Origin of the sequence: Kitasatospora sp. GP82 (assembly GCF_029892105.1) — a bacterium.
Classification (GTDB): domain Bacteria; phylum Actinomycetota; class Actinomycetes; order Streptomycetales; family Streptomycetaceae; genus Kitasatospora.
Genome location: NZ_JARZAJ010000026.1, coordinates 1 through 21935 on the forward strand (window position 1 = coordinate 1; position 21935 = coordinate 21935).

At 69.5% G+C, this 21935-nt stretch carries 18 protein-coding genes and 1 pseudogene; 13 read left to right on the forward strand and 6 right to left on the reverse strand.

Features of this window, described 5'->3' with window-relative positions; translation table 11 throughout:
- Positions 1 to 194: 194 nt before the first annotated feature.
- Both P3T39_RS24890 and P3T39_RS24895 read left to right on the forward strand, forming a co-directional pair.
- Positions 195 to 944, forward strand: a complete 750-nt coding sequence (locus P3T39_RS24890) for a glucose 1-dehydrogenase (protein WP_280701158.1) — start codon at positions 195 to 197, stop codon at positions 942 to 944.
- A gap of 52 nt (positions 945 to 996) precedes the next feature.
- Positions 997 to 1173: pseudogene (locus P3T39_RS24895) on the forward strand (alcohol dehydrogenase); the annotation flags it as partial.
- A 59-nt stretch (positions 1174 to 1232) separates the two neighbouring features.
- Here the strand turns inward: P3T39_RS24895 and P3T39_RS24900 are convergent.
- On the reverse strand, positions 1233 to 2159 hold the full coding sequence (locus P3T39_RS24900) for an MBL fold metallo-hydrolase (protein WP_280701159.1): 927 nt from the start codon (positions 2157 to 2159) through the stop codon (positions 1233 to 1235).
- A gap of 373 nt (positions 2160 to 2532) precedes the next feature.
- Here P3T39_RS24900 and P3T39_RS24905 point away from each other — a divergent pair, with 373 nt between their 5' ends.
- Both P3T39_RS24905 and P3T39_RS24910 read left to right on the forward strand, forming a co-directional pair.
- Positions 2533 to 3105: a TetR/AcrR family transcriptional regulator gene (locus P3T39_RS24905; RefSeq protein WP_280701160.1), complete on the forward strand. Its 573-nt coding sequence runs from the start codon at positions 2533 to 2535 to the stop codon at positions 3103 to 3105.
- Positions 3106 to 3781: 676 nt separating this feature from the next.
- Entirely contained in the window at positions 3782 to 4687 is a 906-nt protein-coding gene (locus P3T39_RS24910; RefSeq protein WP_280701161.1) for a C1 family peptidase, read from the forward strand.
- 360 nt (positions 4688 to 5047) lie between these two features.
- Here the strand turns inward: P3T39_RS24910 and P3T39_RS24915 are convergent, their stop codons facing one another.
- Entirely contained in the window at positions 5048 to 5698 is a 651-nt protein-coding gene (locus P3T39_RS24915; protein ID WP_280701162.1) for a hypothetical protein, read from the reverse strand.
- Between the two features lie 392 nt (positions 5699 to 6090).
- Between P3T39_RS24915 and P3T39_RS24920 the strand changes: the two genes are divergently transcribed.
- The 4 genes from P3T39_RS24920 (at position 6091) to P3T39_RS24935 (ending at position 12139) form a co-directional block, all read left to right on the forward strand.
- Positions 6091 to 7713, forward strand: a complete 1623-nt coding sequence (locus P3T39_RS24920; RefSeq protein ID WP_280701163.1) for an alpha/beta hydrolase — start codon at positions 6091 to 6093, stop codon at positions 7711 to 7713.
- Between the two features lie 630 nt (positions 7714 to 8343).
- The gene (locus P3T39_RS24925; RefSeq protein ID WP_280701164.1) at positions 8344 to 10452 is read left to right on the forward strand and encodes a SpoIIE family protein phosphatase; all 2109 of its coding nucleotides are present in this window, start codon (positions 8344 to 8346) and stop codon (positions 10450 to 10452) included.
- 239 nt (positions 10453 to 10691) lie between these two features.
- Positions 10692 to 11846: a uroporphyrinogen-III synthase gene (locus P3T39_RS24930; protein ID WP_280701165.1), complete on the forward strand. Its 1155-nt coding sequence runs from the start codon at positions 10692 to 10694 to the stop codon at positions 11844 to 11846.
- Between the two features lie 23 nt (positions 11847 to 11869).
- A complete protein-coding gene (locus P3T39_RS24935) occupies positions 11870 to 12139 on the forward strand; it encodes a CbiX/SirB N-terminal domain-containing protein (RefSeq protein WP_280701166.1) in 270 nt (89 codons plus the stop codon).
- On the opposite strand, the gene P3T39_RS24940 is transcribed toward P3T39_RS24935, so the two are convergent.
- The 4 genes from P3T39_RS24940 to P3T39_RS24955 form a co-directional block, all read right to left on the reverse strand.
- Positions 12125 to 13084, reverse strand: coding sequence for a hypothetical protein (locus P3T39_RS24940; protein ID WP_280701167.1), 960 nt, complete (start codon positions 13082 to 13084; stop codon positions 12125 to 12127). The two genes, P3T39_RS24935 and P3T39_RS24940, sit on opposite strands and share 15 nt — an antisense overlap.
- Before the next feature lie 84 nt (positions 13085 to 13168).
- Positions 13169 to 13519, reverse strand: a complete 351-nt coding sequence (locus P3T39_RS24945; protein WP_280701168.1) for a peptidase inhibitor family I36 protein — start codon at positions 13517 to 13519, stop codon at positions 13169 to 13171.
- Between the two features lie 189 nt (positions 13520 to 13708).
- Complete coding sequence (locus P3T39_RS24950; RefSeq protein WP_280701169.1) at positions 13709 to 14671, reverse strand: transposase domain-containing protein; 963 nt, start codon at positions 14669 to 14671, stop codon at positions 13709 to 13711.
- A gap of 282 nt (positions 14672 to 14953) precedes the next feature.
- Positions 14954 to 15082, reverse strand: coding sequence for a hypothetical protein (locus P3T39_RS24955; RefSeq protein ID WP_280701170.1), 129 nt, complete (start codon positions 15080 to 15082; stop codon positions 14954 to 14956).
- 840 nt (positions 15083 to 15922) lie between these two features.
- On the opposite strand from P3T39_RS24955, the gene P3T39_RS24960 reads away from it, so the two are divergent.
- The 5 genes from P3T39_RS24960 to P3T39_RS24980 all read left to right on the forward strand — a co-directional run bounded on the left by P3T39_RS24960 (position 15923) and on the right by P3T39_RS24980 (position 21876).
- Positions 15923 to 17689 (forward strand): SpoIIE family protein phosphatase, encoded by a 1767-nt coding sequence (locus P3T39_RS24960; protein ID WP_280701171.1) that lies wholly within the window; start codon positions 15923 to 15925, stop codon positions 17687 to 17689.
- A 163-nt stretch (positions 17690 to 17852) separates the two neighbouring features.
- Entirely contained in the window at positions 17853 to 19040 is a 1188-nt protein-coding gene (gene pstS, locus P3T39_RS24965; RefSeq protein ID WP_280701172.1) for a phosphate ABC transporter substrate-binding protein PstS, read from the forward strand.
- A 70-nt stretch (positions 19041 to 19110) separates the two neighbouring features.
- Positions 19111 to 20106 (forward strand): phosphate ABC transporter permease subunit PstC, encoded by a 996-nt coding sequence (pstC, locus tag P3T39_RS24970; protein ID WP_280701173.1) that lies wholly within the window; start codon positions 19111 to 19113, stop codon positions 20104 to 20106.
- Positions 20107 to 20985 (forward strand): phosphate ABC transporter permease PstA, encoded by an 879-nt coding sequence (gene pstA / locus P3T39_RS24975; protein ID WP_280701174.1) that lies wholly within the window; start codon positions 20107 to 20109, stop codon positions 20983 to 20985.
- Between the two features lie 126 nt (positions 20986 to 21111).
- Positions 21112 to 21876 (forward strand): phosphate ABC transporter ATP-binding protein, encoded by a 765-nt coding sequence (locus P3T39_RS24980; protein WP_280701236.1) that lies wholly within the window; start codon positions 21112 to 21114, stop codon positions 21874 to 21876.
- Positions 21877 to 21935: the final 59 nt, after the last annotated feature.

The window sequence follows — 21935 nt, forward strand, 5'->3', positions numbered from 1 at the left end:
ATGACCACTCGCCTGACCGCCAGCCCCGACAAAGTCGGGCAATACCTCCGACCGAGACCCCTCGCGGCAGCCTAAATCGGTATCGAACACCCTCTGAGAGGGAGAACACTCATGAGCAACACCGTGTACGGCCTGAGCGTCGATGCCACCGACCCCGGGAAACCCGCATGACTCACACAGGAAAGGTCACAGCCATGAACAGGCTGGACGGCAAGGTCGCCCTCGTCACCGGCGGCAGCAGCGGTATCGGATTCGCGATCGCGCAGAGGTTCGTGGAGGAAGGTGCTTACGTGTTCATCACCGGGCGGCGCCGACCCGAACTGGACAAGGCGAAAGACGAGATCGGCAGGAACGTCACGACCGTCAATGGCGACGTCACCGTCTCCGCCGACCTCGAGCGTCTCTTCCGGACCATCGCGAACGAGAAGGGGAAGATCGACGTCGTCGTCGCCAACTCGGGTCGGGTCGACCCACAGGAGTTCGGCCAGATCACCGAAGAGAGCTTCGACCGCACCTTCAACCTCAACGCCCGCGGCACCCTCTTCACCGCCCAGGGAGCGCTGCCCCTGATGAACGACGGCGGATCGATCATCCTCGTCGGATCGATCGCCGCCTACACCGGCCTCGACGGATACACCACCTACAGCGCCACCAAAGCCGCCGTGCGCTCCTACGCCCGCACCTGGACCAAGGAGCTCAAGGACCGCGGTATCCGGGTCAACACCCTCAGCCCCGGCCCGATCGACACCCCGATCATGGACAGCCAAGCAGACTCCAAGGAAGGCGCAGACGCGATCAGGGCGGCCTTCGCATCGGTCATCCCCCTCGGACGCATGGGACGCCCCGAGGAAGTCGCCGCGGCCGCCCTCTTCCTCGCATCGGACGAGAGCAGTTTCTGTGCAGGCATGGACCTGAGCGTCGACGGCGGCATGGCGCAAGTCTGAAGCCGGAGCCCGTCAAACCGCCACCGACACCGCCGCCTGGAACACCACGGCCGGCAGTCTCGTCCGCGGCCACCTGGGCGGGACCGCGCGGGACGCGCAGAACACCATGGCGTTCAGCGCCCCGCACGGGATCCGCCCGATGGTCGAGACCGTGCCGCTGGACCAGGCCGACGAGGAAATCCACCTTCTCAGCCGTGGGCCTGCCGGCGCCCGGCAGGTGTCGTGGTGAGCTCGACCGTTGCATGATCGGTCAAGGTGCTGAGGGATTCGCGGTGGCCGGTTGCCCGGTCAGGACGACGTGACGGTGCCGGGAGTGGGCACGAGCCGGTAGCCGCGCCCTTCGGAGACCACCAGGCCGGCGGTCGGTGGTGGGAAGTGGCTGCCCAGAAGCAGGGTTTCGGTGTCGGCGAGCGCGGCGAGGAGTTCCCTGCGTGTGCGGGCGGCCTGGGTGGCGTCGCTGTCGACGCAGCTGGTGATGTCGGGGTGCCGCAGCTGTACGGGGTGGTGAACGCAGTCGCCGGTGATGACGGCAGACTGCCCGGCGCTGCGGAGTCCGACGGCGATCTGCCCCGGGGTGTGGCCGGGAGTGGGCAGCAGGCGGACTCCGGGAGCCACGACGGCGCCCGTTCCGGGTACGTCGGCCAGGTCGAGCAGACCGGCGTCGCGGATCGGGTGGACCGAGTCGTGGAACATCTGCTTCCGTGCCTCCTCCATGTCCACGTCCGCCCAGTAGTCCCACTCGGTGCGGGACGTCAGGTACCGGGCGTTCGGGAAGGTGGGGACCCATGTGCCGCCGTCGTTACGGGTGTTCCAGCCCACGTGGTCGGTGTGCAGGTGGGTCAGGATGACCAGGTCCACGCTTTCGGGCGCGAAGCCCGCGTCGGTGAGCCGCTGGAGATAGGCGGTGTCCAGGTTGTGCCAGGCCGGGTTGGCCCGGGTCTTGCCGTTGCCGATTCCGGTGTCGACGAGGACGCGCAGGCCGTTCACCTCGAAGGCGAAGCTGTGGCTGGCCAGGTGAAGAACGCCGTCGGGTGTGGCGAAGTGCGGCTGGAGCCACGGCGTGCGGTTCACGATGTCGGGGGTGGCGGCGGGCAGCAGCCAGGAGCCGGTCTGCGGGGGCAGGGCGACTTCGTCGACTCGGCGTACGAGCAGATCGCCTACGGTCCAGGTTGGTGCGGCACTGTCAGGGGTGTGCGAGGGCACGGGCTGAGTCATCCGAGGTCTCTTCCGGGTGAACAGGCAGGGGAGGTGAAGTCGGCCGGGAGAACCTTCCACCTGGCCTAAAGCACTTTCTTTGCTTTAGTGGACGGTATCGCCTACGCCCCACTAACGCAAATAATCAGCTTTTGCAGCGGTGAACCGCAGCGCGTCCCTGCAGTGAAAGGGCCCCTCCAGGCCCAGCCCAGATCTCATTCCAAGGGAGGCGGCCCGCTGTGCCCTCCGGGCCGGTCTGCCTCTCGAAGTCGGGCGGCTCGATCCGGCCGCGTGACGCGATCTCTGCCACGGCATCTCCCCTCCGGCCGAATCTCGCCTGGCCGGAGGGGAGATGCCACAGATTAACGCAAGGATTTTGCGTTAAGATTGACGCATGAGCCCCAGATCAGCGGTCCGCCCCGGAGGTCGCAGCGCCCGCGTCCAGCAGTCGGTGCATGCGGCTGTGCTTGAGCTCCAAGCCGAACAAGGCCGCGCCTCCCTCACCGTCCCCCAGATCGCCGCGCGCGCCGGTGTCACCCCGTCGACGATCTACCGCCGCTGGGGAGACGTCCAGGAACTGCTCTCGGACGTTGCGGTGGAGCGGCTGCGCCCCGAGGCACCGCCGGCCGACTTCGGGAACCTGCGCGAGGACCTGGAGAACTGGGCCGTCGACTTCATCGAGGAGATGTCCTCCCCGCCGGGCCGCTCCTACATCCGCGATGCTCTCGCGGGCGACCCGGACGGAAGCAACGCCGGGCAGTGCTCGGCCTATGCCATCGAACAGGTCGAGGCCATCCTGGCTCGCGCCGCACGGCGCGGTGAGCACGTGCCCGACACCGACACCGTGATGGACCACGTCGTGGCACCCATGATGTACCGCGTCCTCTTCCGCCCGGGCCTCCTCGACCCGCAGTACGCCCGCGACCTGGTCACCGCCGTCTTCTACCGGCTCATGCCCCTGCCGTAACGCGATCGGCATCGCCGTCGGCTCGTTGGGCAGCCGCGTGAACCCGTGACCGTGCGCGAATCCCTCGCCATGGCGGCCGACAGGACCGGGCCCTGCTCGGCGCCGCCTGTGCCGTGGTGTCCCTGGCCACCTGCCGGCACCCGGGGCATCGTTCCAGGCGGCCGCGACGGCGCTCCGACGGGCCGAGGTCGAGGGGCCCGGATCCGGGCGAACCGTACACCGGCCTGATCGACCAACAGCGGCCGCAGTCCGGTGATCTGACTGTTCGCCAAATCGGCTGTGGCGCAGACTGCGGTGGTGGTGCGTGAGGGCATCCCGGGGGACAGGCGTCTGGTCGCGGACGCCCGGTGCGGGTGCGCCGCGCGCCAGGCCGCTCACGCTCCTGGACAGGGCTTCGGAGTGGCAGGGGCTCGTGAAGCCGGGCGTGGAGCTGCAGGGTGGCTTTCGAGGACGGTCTGTCAACTGGCGTCCTACGATGGCGGGTTCACGTCATTGGCATGAACTGCTCATGACGGGAGCATGGCGATTCTTCTACGGTGATCCCCAGGCACGGGGTGACGAATCGTCATCTCGGCCTGACCCCCACACTCGCTTCTCCGTGTTCACCACGCCCCCACGTGTGGCGAGCACGGCGTGCCTGCTGTGACCCAGCCGGCAGCCCCCAAGGAGCCCACGCATGCGCATCACCAGAACGATCGGCATAGCCACCGCCGTCGCGCTCTCCTGCCTGACCACCGCGACCACCGCGACGGCGGCGACCACCGCCGAGCACCCGGCCGTCCACCACTCCCACCGGTTGCACGGCCTGGGCCTCGACCTTGCCGCCCTCAAGGCCCACCGGCACGCCGTCCACCCTTCCGCGACAGCCGACTTGAACGCACTCGCCCCGTTCGCCCGGACCGGCGCCGCACCGGCGAGCGCAGACCTGAGCCAGTACGCGCTCTCGCCCGGTGACCAGGGCCAGGTCGGCTCCTGCGTGACCTGGGCCACCGGGTACTCCGCCTACGGCGTCCTGATGAACGAGCAGGCCATCGGCGGCGCCCCGATGGCCCCGATGTTCATCTACTCGCAGATCGCGCAGGGCAACGACCAGGGCACCTATGCGAGTGTCGCGCTGCCGATGGAGCAGGAGCAGGGCATCGACACCAAGTCCGACTACTGGCAGGGCGACTTCGACTACACCACCCAGCCGGACGCCAACGAGCGCGCCAGCGCCGGGCAGTACAAGCTGTCGGGCTTCAACGAGCTGCCCACCAGCGGCTCGGGGGCGGAGTCGGCCATCAAGGACGCGATATCCCGCGGCATGCCCGTGCCGATCGGTTTTCAGGTGCACCAGAGCTTCATGGACATGGACCCGCAGACCGCGGCCAACTACAGCTACCTGCCCGGTGATTCCGGCAGCGACCCCGTCGTCGGCGGCCACGAGGTGACCATCGTGGCCTACAACGACCAGGGTGTGAGGATCGAGAACAGCTGGGGCAGCGGCTGGGGCGACGGCGGCTTCTTCACGGTGCCGTGGAGCTTCTTCAACACCGGCGACGTCCAGGAAGTCCACGCCATGGGCAAGCTCGTCCAAAGCTGACCCAAGGTAGGCCCATCCCACGAGGGCCCCACCCGGTATCGCCGGGTGGGGCCCTCGTCGGCGTAGACGAACATGTCCTCCAGGATGCGAAGCCGCCGCGCTGCCATGTCTCATCCGGCCTTCCGAATCCGCTTGCGGCGGCCGGGGAAGACTGAGCTTCGGCGCCTTCGGGCCTGGGCTCGGCGGGCGTGTCGTCGCCCGAATGCAGGCCAGGCGGATTGTCACCGGTGTGTGGCCTCGCTGGTTCCGGGCACTGCGGTGGGCCGTTGCCGGGGGGCACCTCGTGGCGCAGGGCGAGGATCTCGGCGTTGTCCGCCGCGGACGAGAGGCCACGCGGCACATCCGTACGGGGTGGCGGCTTCAGCCGGTGCACCAGAACAGGATCGGCGTGCAGCTCGGCTTCGTGCTGTCGCTCGGGCTCGGCGCTGCCGAGGTCGGCTCGGGGCGGCTCGGGTGGGTGGCCGGGGAGGTCGGCTGGGCGACCGGGACGGCCGAGGCGTGGACCGGCGCGGGCGAGGTGGACGGCCGGGTCGAGGGGCCGGCCGACGTCGCGTGCGGCTTCGGGGTCGCCGAGATCGGATGCCCGCTCGGGCGAGGGCTGGGGGAGGGGTCGCTCGGCGGAGGGGTGGTCTGCTCGGACGGGGTCGGCTGCACGCTGGGCGAGACGGCGGGAGTCGCCGAGCCGTCTGAGCCGCCCGAGTACAGGGCGATCGCGGCGAAGCCGATGACCGCGAGGCCCACGGCGCCGATGCCGGCAGCCAGCTGCCAGCGCTTCAGCCCGCCGTCGGCGGGCGGCACGTCGGCCGCCGCCTCCAACGGCTCTGCCGGTTCCCCGGGCCGGACGTCGGCCTCGGCTCTCTGCGGCTCTGCCACGTCGTCGGGCCGGGCGTCGGCTGCGGCTCTCTGCGGCTCCGCCACGTCGTCGGGCCGGGCGTCGGCTGCGGGCTGTGCGCAGCCAGGGCAGGGCTGAGCGCTGTCGAGCCGACCCCCACAGGACGAGCAGTTGTCCATGCGATCTTTCCGTACGTGGCGATGGCACCGGCACCGGCCGGTGGCCTTGCTCAAGTGCACAAGCGGAATCGTGTGCTCCGGGAGCCTAGTTCCCGAGGTGTGCAGGGAGCGGACGCGATTGGTGAGGTTTCTGGAAAGATCTGGCGTGTCGGTGGCCCTGCGGGTGCCGATTAATCCTCCGCCGGGGTCAAGCGGCGTGTTGGTACTCGTGGAGGGTTTCCGCCGAGTCGGTCTCGTCGTTGTATCTCCAGCGGTGTGCCCTGCCCTACCCCGGGTCGCCTGCGGCGATGACTTTCCGAGCCCGGCAGTCCCAATGCCCTTGTGGTCACAGCTTGGTAACGCGTCGTCAGCTGCACTGGCTGTAACATTGCACATATCACATCATGCTCCTCATGAGGAAAGTCATAGCCCTGATTTCGGCGGCTGCGGCCGTCGCTGCCATCGGCGGAGCGTTCGCGGGCATCACGCCGGCCTCCGCCTCCCCGTCCGCTTCCGAGGACATCGCTCAAGGGAAGCTCGCCTGGAGTTCCTGCAACGACGCCACCGCCCCTGCGCTGCAGTGCGCCATGCTCGAAGTGCCACTGGACTATGCGCACCCGAGCGGCGCCAAGATCAAAATCAAGGTGAACCGGCTCCCGGCCACCGCGCCCAAGGACAAGCGGCAGGGGCCGATCCTGCTGAACCCCGGTGGTCCCGGCGACTCCGGCCTGTGGATGCCCGCCTACATCTCCGGAAAGGTCCCCCAGGACGTCGCCTCGACCTACGACTGGATCGGTTTCGACCCGCGCGGCACCAACGCCAGCGACCCGCACGTCACCTGCGACGCGCACTACTTCGACGGCGAGCGGCCGGACTATCAAGTCGGCCAGGGCACCTCGCAGGCGTGGCTGGAGAAGTCGGCCAAGTACGCCGCCGACTGTGCCGCGAACTGGAGTTGGCTCCTGCCGCACATGACCACCGTCGACAATGCCCGCGACATGGACGGCATCCGGCGGGCGCTCGGCGTACAGAAGATCAACTTCTATGGTGGCTCGTGGGGCACCTCACTGGGTTCGACGTACGGCCAACTGTTCCCCTCGCACGTGCGCCGGATGGTGCTGGACAGCATCGTCGGCCCGAGCATCACCTGGTACGACCACAACATCCTGCAGGACAAGGAGCACCAGCGCCGTTTCGACGCCTTCGCAGCGTGGACCGCCAAGGCCGACTCGATCTACCACCTGGGCACCGACACGGCCGCCGTGGAGAAGAAGTACTACCGGGTCGAGGCCGCGCTGCGGGACAACCCGGTGGACGCCGCCCCGGCCCCCGGCAAGATCGGCCCCGCCGAGTTCGAGGACACCTTCTACGGCGGCGGCTACAACTTCCTGCGCTGGCCGCGGATGGCGACCGTGCTGTCGGCCTACCTCACCAAGAACGACCCCCGCCCGCTGAACATCGCCTACAACCGCTACGCGGCCCCGGGCGCCGACGACGGCACGTTTCCGGCGTACAACGCGGTCCAGTGCACCGAGAACAACTGGCCGCGCGACTGGGAGTTCTGGAAGAAGGACCAGGCCAAGGTCAACGCCGTCGCACCTTTCTACGCCTACGACAACATGTGGTACAACGCGGCCTGCATGTTCTGGCCCTACCAGGGCGCCCCGGCCGGCCGACTGAAGATCACCGGCAAGGGCCTGCCGCCCGTCCTGCTCTTCCAGGCCACGGAGGATGCCGCCACCCCCTACGAGGGCGGTGTCGCGATGCACAAGGCGCTGCCCGGCTCCAAGTTGGTCGTCCAGAACGGCGGCAGCTTCCACGAGATCCTGTTCCACGGCAACGCCTGCCTGGACGACACCTTCACCGCCTACCTCAGGGACGGCAGCCTCCCCACCGGCAACGGCCTCATCGCCAAGACCTGTGCCCCCGAGTCCGACCCCGCCCCGGTCTATGTGACCCCGGCGCCCGCCACCACCGCGAAGGCCCGTGCCGCCCTCCCGGCCACCGACCCCGAAGCCATCCACGGCCGCATGTAGTGGGACGAGGCGCATCGGAGTAGTGGTTCACACGCTGCTACGGATTTCGCATGCATGACGCCGGAGAACGCCTTCTGTCCGAGTTCGGCGGCCTGGTCGGAGCGGTTCCGGGTGGAGGAGTCCGAAGCCGCCGAGCGCCCGCGCAGCGTGATGCCGGACCTGCTTGCGCCGCTCCAGCGTCCCCGAGCTGCTCGGCCGTCCGCTGCGCCCGGTCGGGGCGGCGCCGGACCGGGCGACGCGGCCGTTCGGCCTTGCCGAGCACCCGATCGGGTGGTCGCCGGTACGCGAAGCGGACAGGGGATGTGTTCTTCGCCGGCGTCGTCAGCGTGGTGGTGGCGTTCGGGGCATGGAAGGCGTTCGGAGGACATGCGGGTGCGGGGTGAGTCGTTTACGCGGTGCGAGAGGTTCTCACCCCGGATCATGTGGCGAAGGCCGGGGAAGCATGCCGAGGCCAGGACCTCGTCCTCGGCCGACCGGCGGAGACGACCGACTGTGCCGCCTTTCTCGCGGGCTGTGCAGCTGGCCGGTGCGGAGAGACGATAGAGGGCACCGAGGCGAAAGGCGGGGGAGAGGAACGGCCTGGACCGGCACGAGGTTGCCGCTACCTGGTGCAGGCGGAAGGAGCCTGGAATGAGCGCGTCCGATGCGTCTCCAGCCCAGCTCGGCCCGGTCGGCGTCTATCCGTCCGCTCCCGGCGCTCTGCTGGACGTGCTCGGCGTGGCTGCCATTGTGCTGGACGCGGATGGGCGGATCGTGCTGTGGAGCCCGCAGGCCCAGGACCTCTTCGGCTGGAGCGCAGAGGAGGCCCTGGGCCGGTACGCGGCGAAGCTGCTGGTCGCCGAGGAAGATGTCGATCTGATCCTCCAGCTGTTCGCAAACGTCATGGGCGGCGGCGGGAGCTGGGCCGGAGTCTTCCCGCTGCTGCACAAGGACGGCAGTACCCGGCCGATGGAATTCCGCAACATGCGGCTGCTGGACGAGCGCGGCGGCCGGTACGCTCTCGGGATCGCCACCGACGAGGCCACGCTACGCAGTGTGGAGCGGGACCTGGCACTTTCCGTTCGCCTGGTGGCCCAGTCCCCGATCGGGCTCGCCGTGTTCGACACCGGTCTGCGGTACCTACTCGTCAACCCAGCGCTGGAGCGCATCAACGGCCTGCCCGCCGAGCAACACATCGGCCGCACTGTCCACGAGGCACTGCCGTTTCTCGACTCCGAGGCCGTCGAGTCCGCGATGCGCCAGGTACTGACCACCGGCACGCCGCTGCTGGATCAGTTCGCTGTGGGCCGCACGGCCGCCGACCCGCAGACCGAGCACGCCTGGTTGGTGTCGTACTACCGGCTGGAGGACCCGGCCGGGCGGGTAATCGGACTGGCGACTTCGGTGGTGGATGCCACCGATCGGCACCGCGCGGCCACGGAGGCCGCCGAAGCCCGCAGGCGGCTGGCCATCATCGCCCACGCCTCGGTGTTCATCGGTACCAGCCTCGACCTCGTCCGGACTGCCGACGAGCTGGCTGACATAGCCGTGCCTGACCTCGCCGATGTCGCTGCGGTGGACGTCCTGGACTCGGTCCTTGACGGCCGCCACACCAGCACCGCGGGCCCTGCCGCCGCGCCCGCGATCTTCCGGTCCCTGGCGGTAGCTGCGGCGTACCCCAATCCTGCGGTCAGCGCCGCCGGCCCTACTGGCGAGATCGCCGCCTACGCCGCGGATCGTCTGATCACCCGCTGCGTGGCCACCGGCCGGCCGGTACTCGTGGCCCACGTCGAGGCCGGCGACCTGCCGCACATCGCTCGCGACGACGAAGCCGCCGCCCTCCTGGCCCGCGCGGGCCTGCACTCCTATCTCGCCGTGCCGCTGATCGCCCGCGGCGAGGTCCTCGGCGCACTCGACCTCAAACGCACCCGAAACCCGCAGCCGTTCAACGACGACGACTGCATCCTGGCCGGCGAACTGGCTGCTCGTGCCGCCGTGTGCATCGACAACGCCCGCTGGTACCAGATGCAACGCCACGCGGCCCTGACCCTCCAACGCCACCTGCTCCCACGCACGCCACCACAACCGATCGGCCTCAAGGTCGCTTACCGCTATGAGCCCGCGGGAACAGTCGGCGAGGCCGGAGGCGACTGGTTCGACGCCATCAAACTGGCCGGTGACAAGACCGCTCTCGTCGTCGGCGACGTTATGGGCCACGGCATCAACGCCGCTGCCACCATGGGTCAACTCCGCACTGCCACCCGCACTCTGGCTGACCTCGACCTCGACCCCGCTGAAGTCCTGCACCACCTCAACCACATCACCGAAGGGATGGACGAGACCATCGCCACCTGCGTCTACGCCGTCCACGACCCCCACACGGCACAGTGCCGCATCGCACTCGCCGGCCATCTGCCCCCCGTCCTGACCCGCCCCGGCTGCACCCCCGCACTGCTGGACCTGCCCACCGGCGCACCGCTCGGTGTCGGCGGCGTACCCTACGAGGCCACCTTCCTCGACCTGAACGCCGGCGATCGCCTCGTCCTGTACACCGACGGCCTGGTCGAAACCCGCTACGAACCCATCGACACCCGCCTCCGGGCCCTCCTCGACCTGCTCGCCGACCCCCAACTCTCCCTGGAAGCAACCTGCGACCGGCTCCTGACCGCCCTGTGCCACCCCGACAGCCACGACGACGTCGCCCTGCTCATCGCCGAGGTCGTCTCGGCATCCCCAGCTGCCGGCCACCCCGAGCCGTGACCGCCTGACTCGCCGTTGCCGGCCGACGCCACCCCGGCACGGGCCGCCCTGCGCACTGCGGGCCTTGACCATTACGCCGCCGGGTCGCCCGTGTTGCGCTCCCGGTTCGCGTCCTTCACGGCACGACCGGGACAAGGTCGGACGAACGACATCTTCCGTAACATCAATCGGCATTCACCTAACGCCCGTGTGACGGCGGTGCAATGCGGGCGAAACCCTGTGGGCTGAACCTGCACACCATGGGAACTGCAACAACGGCCGCCGGTGAGCCGCCGGGCAGAGAATCGACGGGCCCGCTGACCGGTTTCACCGTCGGCGTCACCGCCGCGCGCCGCCGCGAGGAACTCGTCGCGCTGCTCAGGCGCCGGGGTGCGCGGGTGATCGCGGCGCCCACGCTGCGCATCCTTCCGCTCGACGACGACGGGGCGCTGCGCCGCGCCACCGGGCGGTGCCTGGCCGGCCCGCTGGACTACGTGGTGGCCACTACGGGCGTCGGCTGGCGCGGCTGGATGAGCACCGCCGAGGGCTGGGGCCAGGGAGCCCGGCTCGCCCGGGCGTGCCAGGAGGCCGTCGTGCTCACCCGGGGCCCCAAAGCCACCGGCGCAGTCCGCGCCAGCGGCCTGGACGAGACCTACTCGCCCCGCTCCGAGGCCTGCGACGAGTTGCTCTCCTGGCTGCTCGCCCGGGAGCTGAGAGGGCGCCGGATCGCCGTCCAGGAGCACGGCGCACCCCTCGACGGGTTCGCCGCGGCCCTGCGGGAGCGCGGCGCCGAGGTGATCGAGGTCCCGGTGTACCGCTGGGCCCCGCCCGAAGACCCGGACGCCGTGCGGCGGCTGGTCGAACAGACCGTACGCCGCGAGGTGCACGCCCTGACCTTCACCAGCGCGCCCGCGATCACCGCCTTCCTGGACGCGGCCGACGAGGTCGGGCTGCGGACCGAGGTACTGGCCGCGCTGCGCGACGACGTCATGCCGGTGTGCGTCGGGCCGCTCTGCGCCCGGCCGCTGGAAGACGTCGGCGTGCCGACCGTCTCGCCTGAACGCGGACGCCTCGGCTCCCTGGTACGCACCATCGCGGAGGCTCTTCCCGCCCGCAACCGGCGCGAACTGGACACCGGAACGCAGACCGTCGTACTCCAGGGCAACGCGGTGCTGGTCGACGGCGAGGCCTTCTGGCTGCCGCCGGTGCCCGCCGCCGTCCTGCGCGCGCTCGCCGAACGTCCGGGCTGGGTGCTCAGCCGCGCCGACCTGCTGCGCCGGGTCTGGGCCGGGTCCGCGCCGGACGAGCACGCGGTGGAGGCCGCCGTCGGCCGGCTGCGCGGCGCGCTCGGCCCGCACGCGGGGCTGGTACGGACGATCCCGAAGCGGGGGTACCGGCTGGCGGTGAGTACGTGACGCAGGCCCCGACGCTCCTGGCTGTGGCGCACGGCACCCGGGACCGGGCGGGCGTGGCGACCACCGAGGCACTGCTGGACCAGGTCCGGGTGCTCCGTCCCGATCTTCGAATCGAGGTGGGGTACCTCGACCTCGTACAGCCCTCGCTGGACGAGGCGTTGGCCGCGCTGGACGGGGAGGTCGTACTCGTCCCGTTGCTGCTCGGTGCCGGCTGCCACGTGCGCGTCGACCTTCCGGTGACGATCGCCGCCGCCCCGTGGGTACGGGCCCGGATCGCCTCAGTGCGAGGGTGAAGGGGACGCGGACCTCAACACGTCGGAGGCCACCGCGATCTGTTGCTGCATCTGCACCTTGATGGTCCGCAGCTCGCCCGCGTGCTGCGCCATCAGGGCCCGCTGCTGGTTCGCCTCGGAGGCGTACCAGACGCCTACCACGTTGTACTGCTGTTTGCAGGCCAGATCGGCCTGGGCCGTCTGCGGCTCGCCCGGCGCCGGCTTCGGCCCCCCGAACGCCGGGTCGTTCACCGCGTCCATCGGCGTCGCATAGTGGTACCCCTTGCCGGCCATACACGACGACCAGTCCTTGAACACGGCCTGAACCGCCGGTTCCTGCATGGACTGGGAGAATCCCTTGGCATTGATCTGCTTCACCAGGTCGGCCTCCCCAAGAAAGGTCGCACCGGCCGAGAGTTTCTTCGTCATCTGACCCATGCAGCCACCCGGCGGGACCGTCATCGAGCGATAGGTCGTTGGCGTCCCTTCGTTCTTTCCGGGGGTTCCGTTTCCCTTGAGGACCAGCTGGTACCCCTGGTCCCGGTTCTCCGGCTGATCCGGCGGTGGCGTGAAGTCCAGATATCCGGGATCGGCCGGCCCGAAATGGTAGCCGGTGGTTTTCGCCCGAGCCGAGCTCGTCACCCCGTAGCGCATCTCGGTGATCGTGCTCGGCGCGCTCTTGGGGCCGAGATAATGGTCGGGGAAGGAAAGGCCGTACCCTTTCATGCATTCCTGCAGGACGACCTGTGCGCCCTTGCTGTACAGGGTCTGGTCGGCCTGGGACGGAATGTAGTCGGCGATCGGCAGATGCAGGTCGGTGCTCTCCACGGTCGTCGGAGTGGGGGACGGCGCCGGCGCACCGGTGCCGTCGGCACTGGCGGCGGAGCATCCCGACAGCACTGCCAGCGCCGCACAGGCGCCGACGGCTGCGGCAAGGGGGCGGGACAGCGGGGAACGACCGTGCATGCCTGGTTACTCCTCATCCGACTCGGCGGTGACACGGCCGGTGGCCGGCCGGGGCAGCTGCCCCGGCCGGCCACCGGAGTGCTTCTACCACCAGAACTTGAGCGAGGCGTTCTCGTTGTAGGTGTAGCCCAGACGGTTCTCGCCGGAGTTCGGGGCGAGGTAGTCCGAGCTGCCGGCGTAGTTGGAGTTGTAGAAGACGCTGGCCGCGCCCGGGCCCCAGTTGTAGGCCGAGGCGGCGTTGTTCTTGACCGCATCGCCGTTGCTGAAGGTCCAGCCGGCGAAGTTGGAGACGTCGGAGTACACGTCGACCGTCCCGCCGGCGTAGTTCGAGTTCTCGTACAGCGTCACGTCATTCGCGGACGCGACGCCCGCGGCGCCGAAAGTCGCGAGCGCGGCGCCGGCGATACCGAGCGCGAGAATGTTCTTGATGCGCATTGGTTCCCCTCCATCGTTGACGTACTCGAATGTTCTGCCAATATGCGGGCTTCCCCCGTTGGCATTGAGAACGTTACCCACCGGCATTCGAGCCGGGCAACGCCGTTTGGTTAGCGCGTGGAACAAGCAGACGTTCTGTATGAAGCTCGGCCATCACCACCGTATCCGCCTTTCGGTGCGACTCGGCACCTATGTGAGGCATTCGGGCATTCTGCGCAACGCGTGGTGCACCAGCAGCCGTCCGTATACCTCCTGTCGGATGCCCTCCGCGGTCTTACTGGTCAATGGGCCCTTCTTCCGGTCGGAGCCGAGCAGGACGCCGCGGAGCACCTCACGTTCACCGGCGGTGGCCGAGTCCAGGGCGAGCAGCTCAGCGGCCGGGGCGAGCTCGTGGTCCAGCGCCGTGGTGACCAGCCCGGATCCGACGACCCGCAACTGCCGACCGCCCATGACGGTCAGGAACGAGCCGTCCGGCAGCCATCGGTGGGGCTCGAGTCGCCGCCATCCGGCAGGTGGCAGCCAGGCCACCTCTGCGCGCACCGCCGCCACGGCCCGTAACAGGTCATCGGTGAGCGGGCGCCCGGCCACCATCAGCAGCGTGCCCGGGGGGACGGAACGCAAGAGCGCGCGCTCCGTCCCGTCCCCGCCGAGCACGACGTTCACGATCGCACGGCTGCCGCCCTCGACCAGTCCGACCACCTTCAGCCTCGGGCCGAGGTCGGTGCCTTTCGGCAGCTCGACGGTCTGCTCCTGAAGGAGCATCAGCTGTTCTCCCCACCGGTGGGCGTGGGGGATGTCAGGGGTCTCGATCGGTTGGACGGCCGATCGGACCAGCTCCCGCAGCGGCGCGGATCCCAGCCGCTCGCGAGCCTGGAAGATACTCGCCTTGCTCGGCAGGCGCTCGGCGCTCGGCAACTGCTCGTCCCCCCAGAGTCCGCCGCGGCGGATCCCCCTGGTCAGCCTGCTCATCACGTCGAGATAGGGCGCCGGAGAGAAGAGCGCCATGGCGAGGACGAAGTAGACCATGAGGCGTGCCGACAACAGTCGTCGGCGCTGCTCGGTCCGCCCGCAGGAGGCCACGGCCTCGTCGACGAGTTCGGGCGGATAGCTGTGCAACAGCAGGCCGATCCCCGCGGTATCGGCAAAGATCACAATGACTCCTCTACGCACGAGTCTGGGTGGAAGGGTGCGGTACCGCCCGCGGCAGCGGGCTGCCGGCAGCCGCGGTGGCTGCCGGTACGCCGTGCCGGGAACGAGCGGTCGTCAGCCGGACCGGGTCAGACAGGCCCTAGCAGGAGCCGCCCTACTCGACGCCGGTGTTCGGGGCGTACGCGGTGACCGGGCCCGCGTATGGGTGAAGGTGCCCGCGCTGCGCGCCGAGCCGCTGCCCTGGCCGGCCGGTGTCGGGGTCCCCACCATGCCGAAGTCCGCGCATCAGTACGCGGGACGGCCGCTGACGCCGTCGGAACAGCCGATCTCGAACCGGGAACCGCCGAGGCTGTCGTACGTCGGCGTGTTGGTACAAGTACCGACGTTCTTACCGATGTTGGCGACGGCGAGCAAGGTGGCGCCACTGCCCGCAGGGGCCGAAGCGGTGGGCGGCTGAACGATCGTAAGCAGCCCCGCATCACAACTGCGGCTGACAACCCGGTGATCGACGTATGGCACCCGGTTATCACCACGAACCCTCCCTGGGAGCGACGGCATCTGACGATGCGGAAGCGGCTGGCGAAGTCCTGCGCACCAGGGGGCCTTACTCATGCCATCGCCACCGGTCCGACCAGCATCCGCAGACGCCGTATCGTCTCGGTCGCGCGGCCGGCCGTGAGCTGCCTGGCCCTGGTCACGGCGCCGATTCCGAGCCGCTGCCGCCGCGCCGCCCACAGAGCGGATCAGGGCCCCTGGCCTCCACGCTCGTAATTTCGAGCAGGACTGGATCACCCCGATCGTCGCGGCCTGGATGTAGTACTACGGCTGCTTCTACCGATCGGCCCTGTGTCCCGCTCCTCCTGCCCGTCACTGGACACATTCGAAACACGGCGCCGGTCAGCGCGCCGCACCGGCGACGTGTGGACGGCGGGCAGGCCCGTACCGCGCACGTCCCCGATGATCACGCGGATCCCATGACCGGCCCTGGCTGCAGCGGAGCGGCCGCCGCCGACACGGGCCCCGTCCTCTGCGGTCGAGTGGAGCGCTGCGAGTCGCTGCGGCCCTTTCCCACCCTGACCCGGCCGACCCCCGCCCAGTACTGCCCGGCAGGTGCTGCTCGCTCCAGGGTGTCGCCCGGCACAGGATCACTGATGCCTCTGACAGACATTTCCCATAGCAACATAGGCAGATCATCCACCTTGGTCCGACGATTGGACCATGCACTTCCGATACGGCAGACGAGGAGGCAGGCGGGTGTGCAGCGACACCTCCGGCCGGGACAGCGCCAGGGCCCTCCTCGACGCAGCGGCTGCCTCCCTCTCGGCTGACGACCCCGACGAGGTGTTGCGGAGTGTGCTGGACGGTACGCCGGCCGGTGTCGCGATCGTGGATGTGCAGCTGCGCTACTGCTACGTCAATCCCGCCCTCGCCCGGATGACCGGCGTACCGGCTGCCGACCTTGTCGGCCGGTGCGTAGGAGAGGAGCAGCCGGGCATCGGCAGCAGCACGGAGGTACTCCTGCAGGTCTTGCGTGACGGGCAGCCCCGGGAATCGACGACCGGCGGCCATCCCCTGGCCGGCTCCTCCCATGGAGGCTGCCAGTGGCACCGCGCCTACCACCGGCTGGAGGTCGACGACAGCGTGGTCGGCGTCGTCTGCATCGTGCTGGAGGCCGCCGACTCCCTGCAGGAGCAGCACGAGCTGGAGCAGGCTCATGTGCGCCTCGCGCTGCTCGACGACGCCGCCGGCCGGATCGGCACCACCCTCGACATCGACAACACCTGCGAGGAGCTGGCGGACTTCCTTGTCCCGTTGCTGGCGGACCTGGCGACCGTCGAAGTCCTGCCGGCCGGTCCGGCGGAGGGCCACGGCCCGACGAGGACCCAGGCACTGCAGCTGCGCCGAACCGCGTGGGCCTGCGTGCCGGCACTGCGCAGCCGTGCGCAGGAGCTGGGACTGGCCGGTGAGTCCGTCGGATACCAGAAGGGCTCGGCCATCCAACGGTGCCTGGAGACAGGCCATCCGATCGTGCAGAATCTGCTCGCCGGCGACGAGTCGGGCCTTTCGCCGCCGGATGCGGAGGGCCTTGCAGCCCACCGGGCCGCGGGAATTCACTCGACCCTCGTGGTGCCCCTGGCCGCCCGGGGCCACGCCATCGGCACGGTGTCCCTGGCCCGGGCCGGGGACACCCCGGGGTTCACCGACGAGGACGTGGTGATCATCCAGGACCTCGTCGGCCGTGCCGCCATGAGTATCGACAACGCCCGCCGCTACACCCACTCGCAGAAGATCGCGCTGGAGCTGCAGCGAGCTCTGCTCGCCGAGCCGGGCAGCCCGCACCCCAACCTCGAGTTGGCCTCCCGCTACCTGCCGTCCGGCACCAGCGCCATGGTCGGCGGCGACTGGTTCGAGACGGTCCGGCTGGCATACGGACGGACCCTGCTGGTCATGGGGGACGTGATGGGCCATGGCGTCGAGGCCGCGGTCGACATGAGCAGCTACCGCTCGATGCTCCGCTACGTGTCCGCAACCGACCTGCCACCCCACCGGATCCTGCGGCAGCTCGACGCCATGATCTCCGAGAACGAGTCGGGCCGGCCGGCCACCTGTCTTCTGGCCCTGGCCGATCCGGCCCGTGGCCGCTGCACCTACTCCAGCGCCGGTCACCTCCCGCCTGCCGTCTTCGCCGCGGACGGCGACACCGAACTCGTCGATGTCCCGACCGGACCACCCCTCGGCACCGGCTTCGGCGGATACGAACTGTTCACCGGGGCCTTCCGGCCCGGTCAGGTACTGCTCCTCTACACGGACGGCCTGGTGGAACGGCGCGGTGAGGACATCGACGCCTCCCTGGCCCGGCTCGCGGGACTGCGGTTGCCGGTGGCCGGCGACCTCGACGAACTGCTCGACGAGATCCTCGACGGCTTGATGCCCCAGGCCGCGGAGGACGACATCTCGCTCCTTGCCGCACGGGTCCGCCGCCGACCCGCCGATCGCGAGTCGGGTGAGCTGCCGGGGTGATTGTCGGCTGCGTCCGTTTCCCGGACGGCGCGTCAAACCCGGCGCAGCCACGGAACGACCCGACGATGATGGCTGCGGCGGCCGACGACGGCCGCTACCCGCGCCTTGGGCGGGTCTCCACAACCCCGGAGCCGACCCTGCAATCAGCGAGAGAATGGATCCCATGGCTCGCAAGGCGCTCACCGGGCTGGTCCTGGTCGTCGGGGTAGCGCTGCTCGCCACTGGCTGCGGCAGCACGAACGACGTCAGCAACAACCCTCCGGCCGGCAGCAGCTCCGGTTCCGGTACGTATTTCGGCACCCGGATCTGCGACCGGGCCGACAACAGCAGGCCGGGCTACGCGGCGCCTTTCCCGGACCTGCCCGGTGGTGCCAGCACCCTCTCGGGGGCGGGGTCGACATTCATCGCGCCGATGATGTCGTACTGGACCAAGGCGTACAGCACGTCCTCGGGTGTGCAGGTCGCCTACCAGTCGATCGGATCGGGTGGCGGTGTAGCCCAGATCCTGGCCGGGACGGTGGACTTCGGTGCCAGCGACACCGGGATGAGCGTGGCCGACCAGGCCAAGGCCAAGGGCCCGATCCTGCAGCTGCCGCTGCTCCTGGGCGCGGTCGTGCCCGCTTACCACCTGTCCGGTGTGAGCTCGGGGCTGAAGTTCACCGGCGACGTCCTCGGGAAGATCTACGCCGGAAAGATCAGGATGTGGGACGACCCGGCCCTGACCGCGTTGAACCCCCAGGTGAAGCTGCCGAAGGAGCCGATCGCGGTGGTGCACCGCTCCGACGGTTCCGGTACCACGAACATCTGGACGGACTACCTCACCAAGGCGTCCCCGACGTGGGTGAGCACGCTCGGCGGCCCGAGCGGGAGCACGGGCAAGACGGTGGCCTGGCCGACCGGCATCGGCGGCAAGGGCAACGAGGGAGTGTCCGGACAGGTCAACCAGACCGAAGGCGCGCTGGGTTACCTGGAGCTTCAGTATGCACTGGCACAGAACAGCACATACGGACAGGTACAGAACAAGGCAGGCAATTTCATCCAGCCCTGCGTCGCCACCGTCACCAGAGCGGTCAACGGTGTGACGTTCCCGCCGGACCTCAACACGTCGCTGACCGACGGTACCGACCCCGAGGCCTACCCGATCTCGGGCACCACGTACGCACTGATCCACCAGAACCAGACGGACGCGGCCAAGGGAGCCGCCCTCGTGAACTTCCTGGGCTGGGTGCTCTCCAAAGGCCAGGACTTCACCGCCGACCTGAACTACGCGCCACTCGGCACGGGCCTGCAGCAGCTGGCCGTCAACCAGCTGAAACAGGTGACCGTCAACGGCCGGCCCGCCATCCGGTAACCACGGCCCGGTGGTGGGCAGCCACTCCCGGGCTGCCCACCACCGGATCCGACGGACCCCAGGGAGAGAGATGACCCGCCTCGCTGACACCTGCGCCCCACCGCGGCGGATGCGCGCCCGGTGGCCGGGCGGCGACACCGCCTTCCGGGTCGCTGTCACAGCCGCGTCGGCCTTCGTGATCGTCGTGTTGGTGGCCACTGCCGTTTTCCTGCTCCGGCAGGCATGGCCCGCGCTGCGCCATTACGGGGTTCTCAGCTTCCTCGGTTCCGACCGGTGGGCACCGTCCGAGGCCACCGCCTCCTCGGCGCACCCGAACCCCTACGGCATCGCGCAGTTCGTCTACGGATCCGCAGTCACCTCGCTGATCGCCATGGCGCTGGCGGTGCCGGTGGCGGTCGCCGTATCGCTCTACCTGACCGAGATCGCGCCGAGCTGGCTGCGCAAGCCGCTGTCGGGCCTGATCGACCTCCTGGCCGCGATTCCCTCGGTGGTCTACGGGTTCTGGGGCATCTTCGCCCTCATCCCGGCCATCCGCCCGGCCGGAACCCGGCTGTCGCAGACGCTCGGTTCCACGCCGGTACTCGGGCCCGTCCTCGCCGGTCCCTTCTTCGGTGTCTCCTACGCGGCAGCCGGGATCGTCCTGGCAATCATGGTCCTGCCGATCATCACGGCGATCTGCCGCGAAGTCTTCGCCACCGTCCCCACCACCGACAAGGAATCCGCTCTGGCGCTCGGCGCGACGCGGTGGGAAATACTGCGGATGGCCGTCCTTCCCCGCTCGCGCTCCGGTATTGCCGGTGCCGCGGTCCTCGGCCTGGGCCGGGCCCTGGGAGAGACCATCGCGGTCACCATGGTGATCGGCAACAGCGTCCTTTCGATCACCACGAGCGTGCTCGGTCCAGGAGCCACGATGCCCTCGGTGATCGCCAACGAGTTCACCGAGTCCACCGAGCCCTTCCACCTCCAGTCCCTGATGGTGGTCGCGGCCTGGCTGCTGCTCATCACCCTGAGCGTCAACGTCGTCGGAAGACTCGTCGTACGGCGCAGCGGAGAGGAGAGCGCATAGATGGCAGCCGGTCCGTCCACCCTCCCAGGCCGCCGCAGTGCGCGGCGCGGCCTGGCCGTCAACGCCGCGGTGACCGCTGTGCTGGCACTCGCCGCAGTCGCCGCAGTCGCCCTGCTGCTGTGGGTTCTGGCCTACGTGGCCGGCCAAGGGCTGAGGTACCTCGGTCCGACCTTCCTCACCCGGACGCCGCCGGGTGATCCCGCACAGGCCGGCGGCGGATTCGTGAACGGCATCATCGGCTCCGTGATCATCGTGGGCATCGCCACCGCCCTGTCGGCGCCGATCGGCATCGCGGCCGCCGTCCACCTGGCCGAGTACGGCGGCCGCCTGGCCAGGGCGGCGGGCTTTCTCACCGACGTGCTCATCGGATTGCCGTCCATTGTCACCGGGGCGTTCGTGTACGCGCTGTGGGTGGTCAACTTCGGCTTCTCGGGACTGGCCGGGGCAGCGGCACTCTTCCTGGTCATGCTTCCGCTCGTCATCCGCGCCACCGCCGAGGTGCTGCGCCTGGTTCCGGACGACCTGCGTGAAGCCAGCCTGGCGCTCGGGGCCAGTCACGCCCGCACCATCGTCTCGATCGTGCTGCCCACCGCCCGCTCCGGCATCACCACCGGCGTCCTGCTCGCGGTCGCCCGCGCGGTGGGCGAGACCGCACCGCTGCTGCTGACAGCCTTGGGCAACGATCTGTTCGTCGAGACCAACCCGACCCACCGGATGTCCACCCTCTCGCTGCAGATCTTCAACAACGCCGTCACCGGCTTCCGCACCGCCCAGGCCCGTGCCTGGGCGGGCACACTCACCCTCGTCCTCATCGTGCTGGCGTTCAGCTTCGGTGCGCGTCTCCTCGGGCGCCGCGGCATCGCCCACAGCGCGCGATGAAGCGGGGCTCCGAACCTCGGAACCGCCCCCGGCCGCCCGCTCGCGAAGGAGCCCGCAGTGGCACCCCCGACCTCACCCACCGGCCCGTCCACCGACCCGTCCACCTGCCCGGCGGCCGCGGCCCGCATCGAGGTGGTCGACCTCACCGCCTCCTACCACGGCCGTCCCGCAGTGGCGGGCGTGAATCTGAAGATCGAACCGCGCCAGGTGACAGCCCTGATCGGCCCTTCAGGCAGCGGTAAATCCACCCTGCTGCGCTGCATGAACAGCATGCACCTCACTGTCCCGGGCGCCGGCGTGACCGGCAGCGTGCTGCTGGACGACGTCGACATCTACACGGCGAAGATCAGCCCGGTCGAGATCCGCCAACGGGTCGGCATGGTCTTCCAACGACCGACGCCCTTCCCCACCATGTCGATCCGCGACAACGTCCTGGCCGGTCTGCATCTGGGCCGGCGCCTCGGCCGGGGCTCCCACGACGACCTCGTCGAACAGGCCCTCGTCAGGGCAGGGCTCTGGCACGAGGTCAAGGACCGGCTCAAGGCACCGGGCGGACGCCTGTCAGGCGGCCAACAGCAACGCCTGTGCATCGCCCGGGCCTTGGCGGTGGAGCCGGAGATCCTGCTCATGGACGAACCCTGCTCAGCCCTGGACCCGAGCGCCACCCTGACCGTCGAAGACCTGATCAAGGAGATCAAACAGACCTATACCGTCGTCATCGTCACCCACAACCTCCAGCAGGCAGCGCGGGTAGCGGACACCACCGCCTTCCTGACCGTACCGGCCGCAGGCGAGCCCGGACGACTGGTCGAAGTCGGCCCGACCGAGCGCATCTTCAGCACCCCGCGACAACAGGCCACCGAGGACTACATCACCGGGAAGGCCGGGTGACGACCGGAGATCACACCTCCGCACGATCCGTGCCGCATACCGCGGACGCCTCCAGCCGC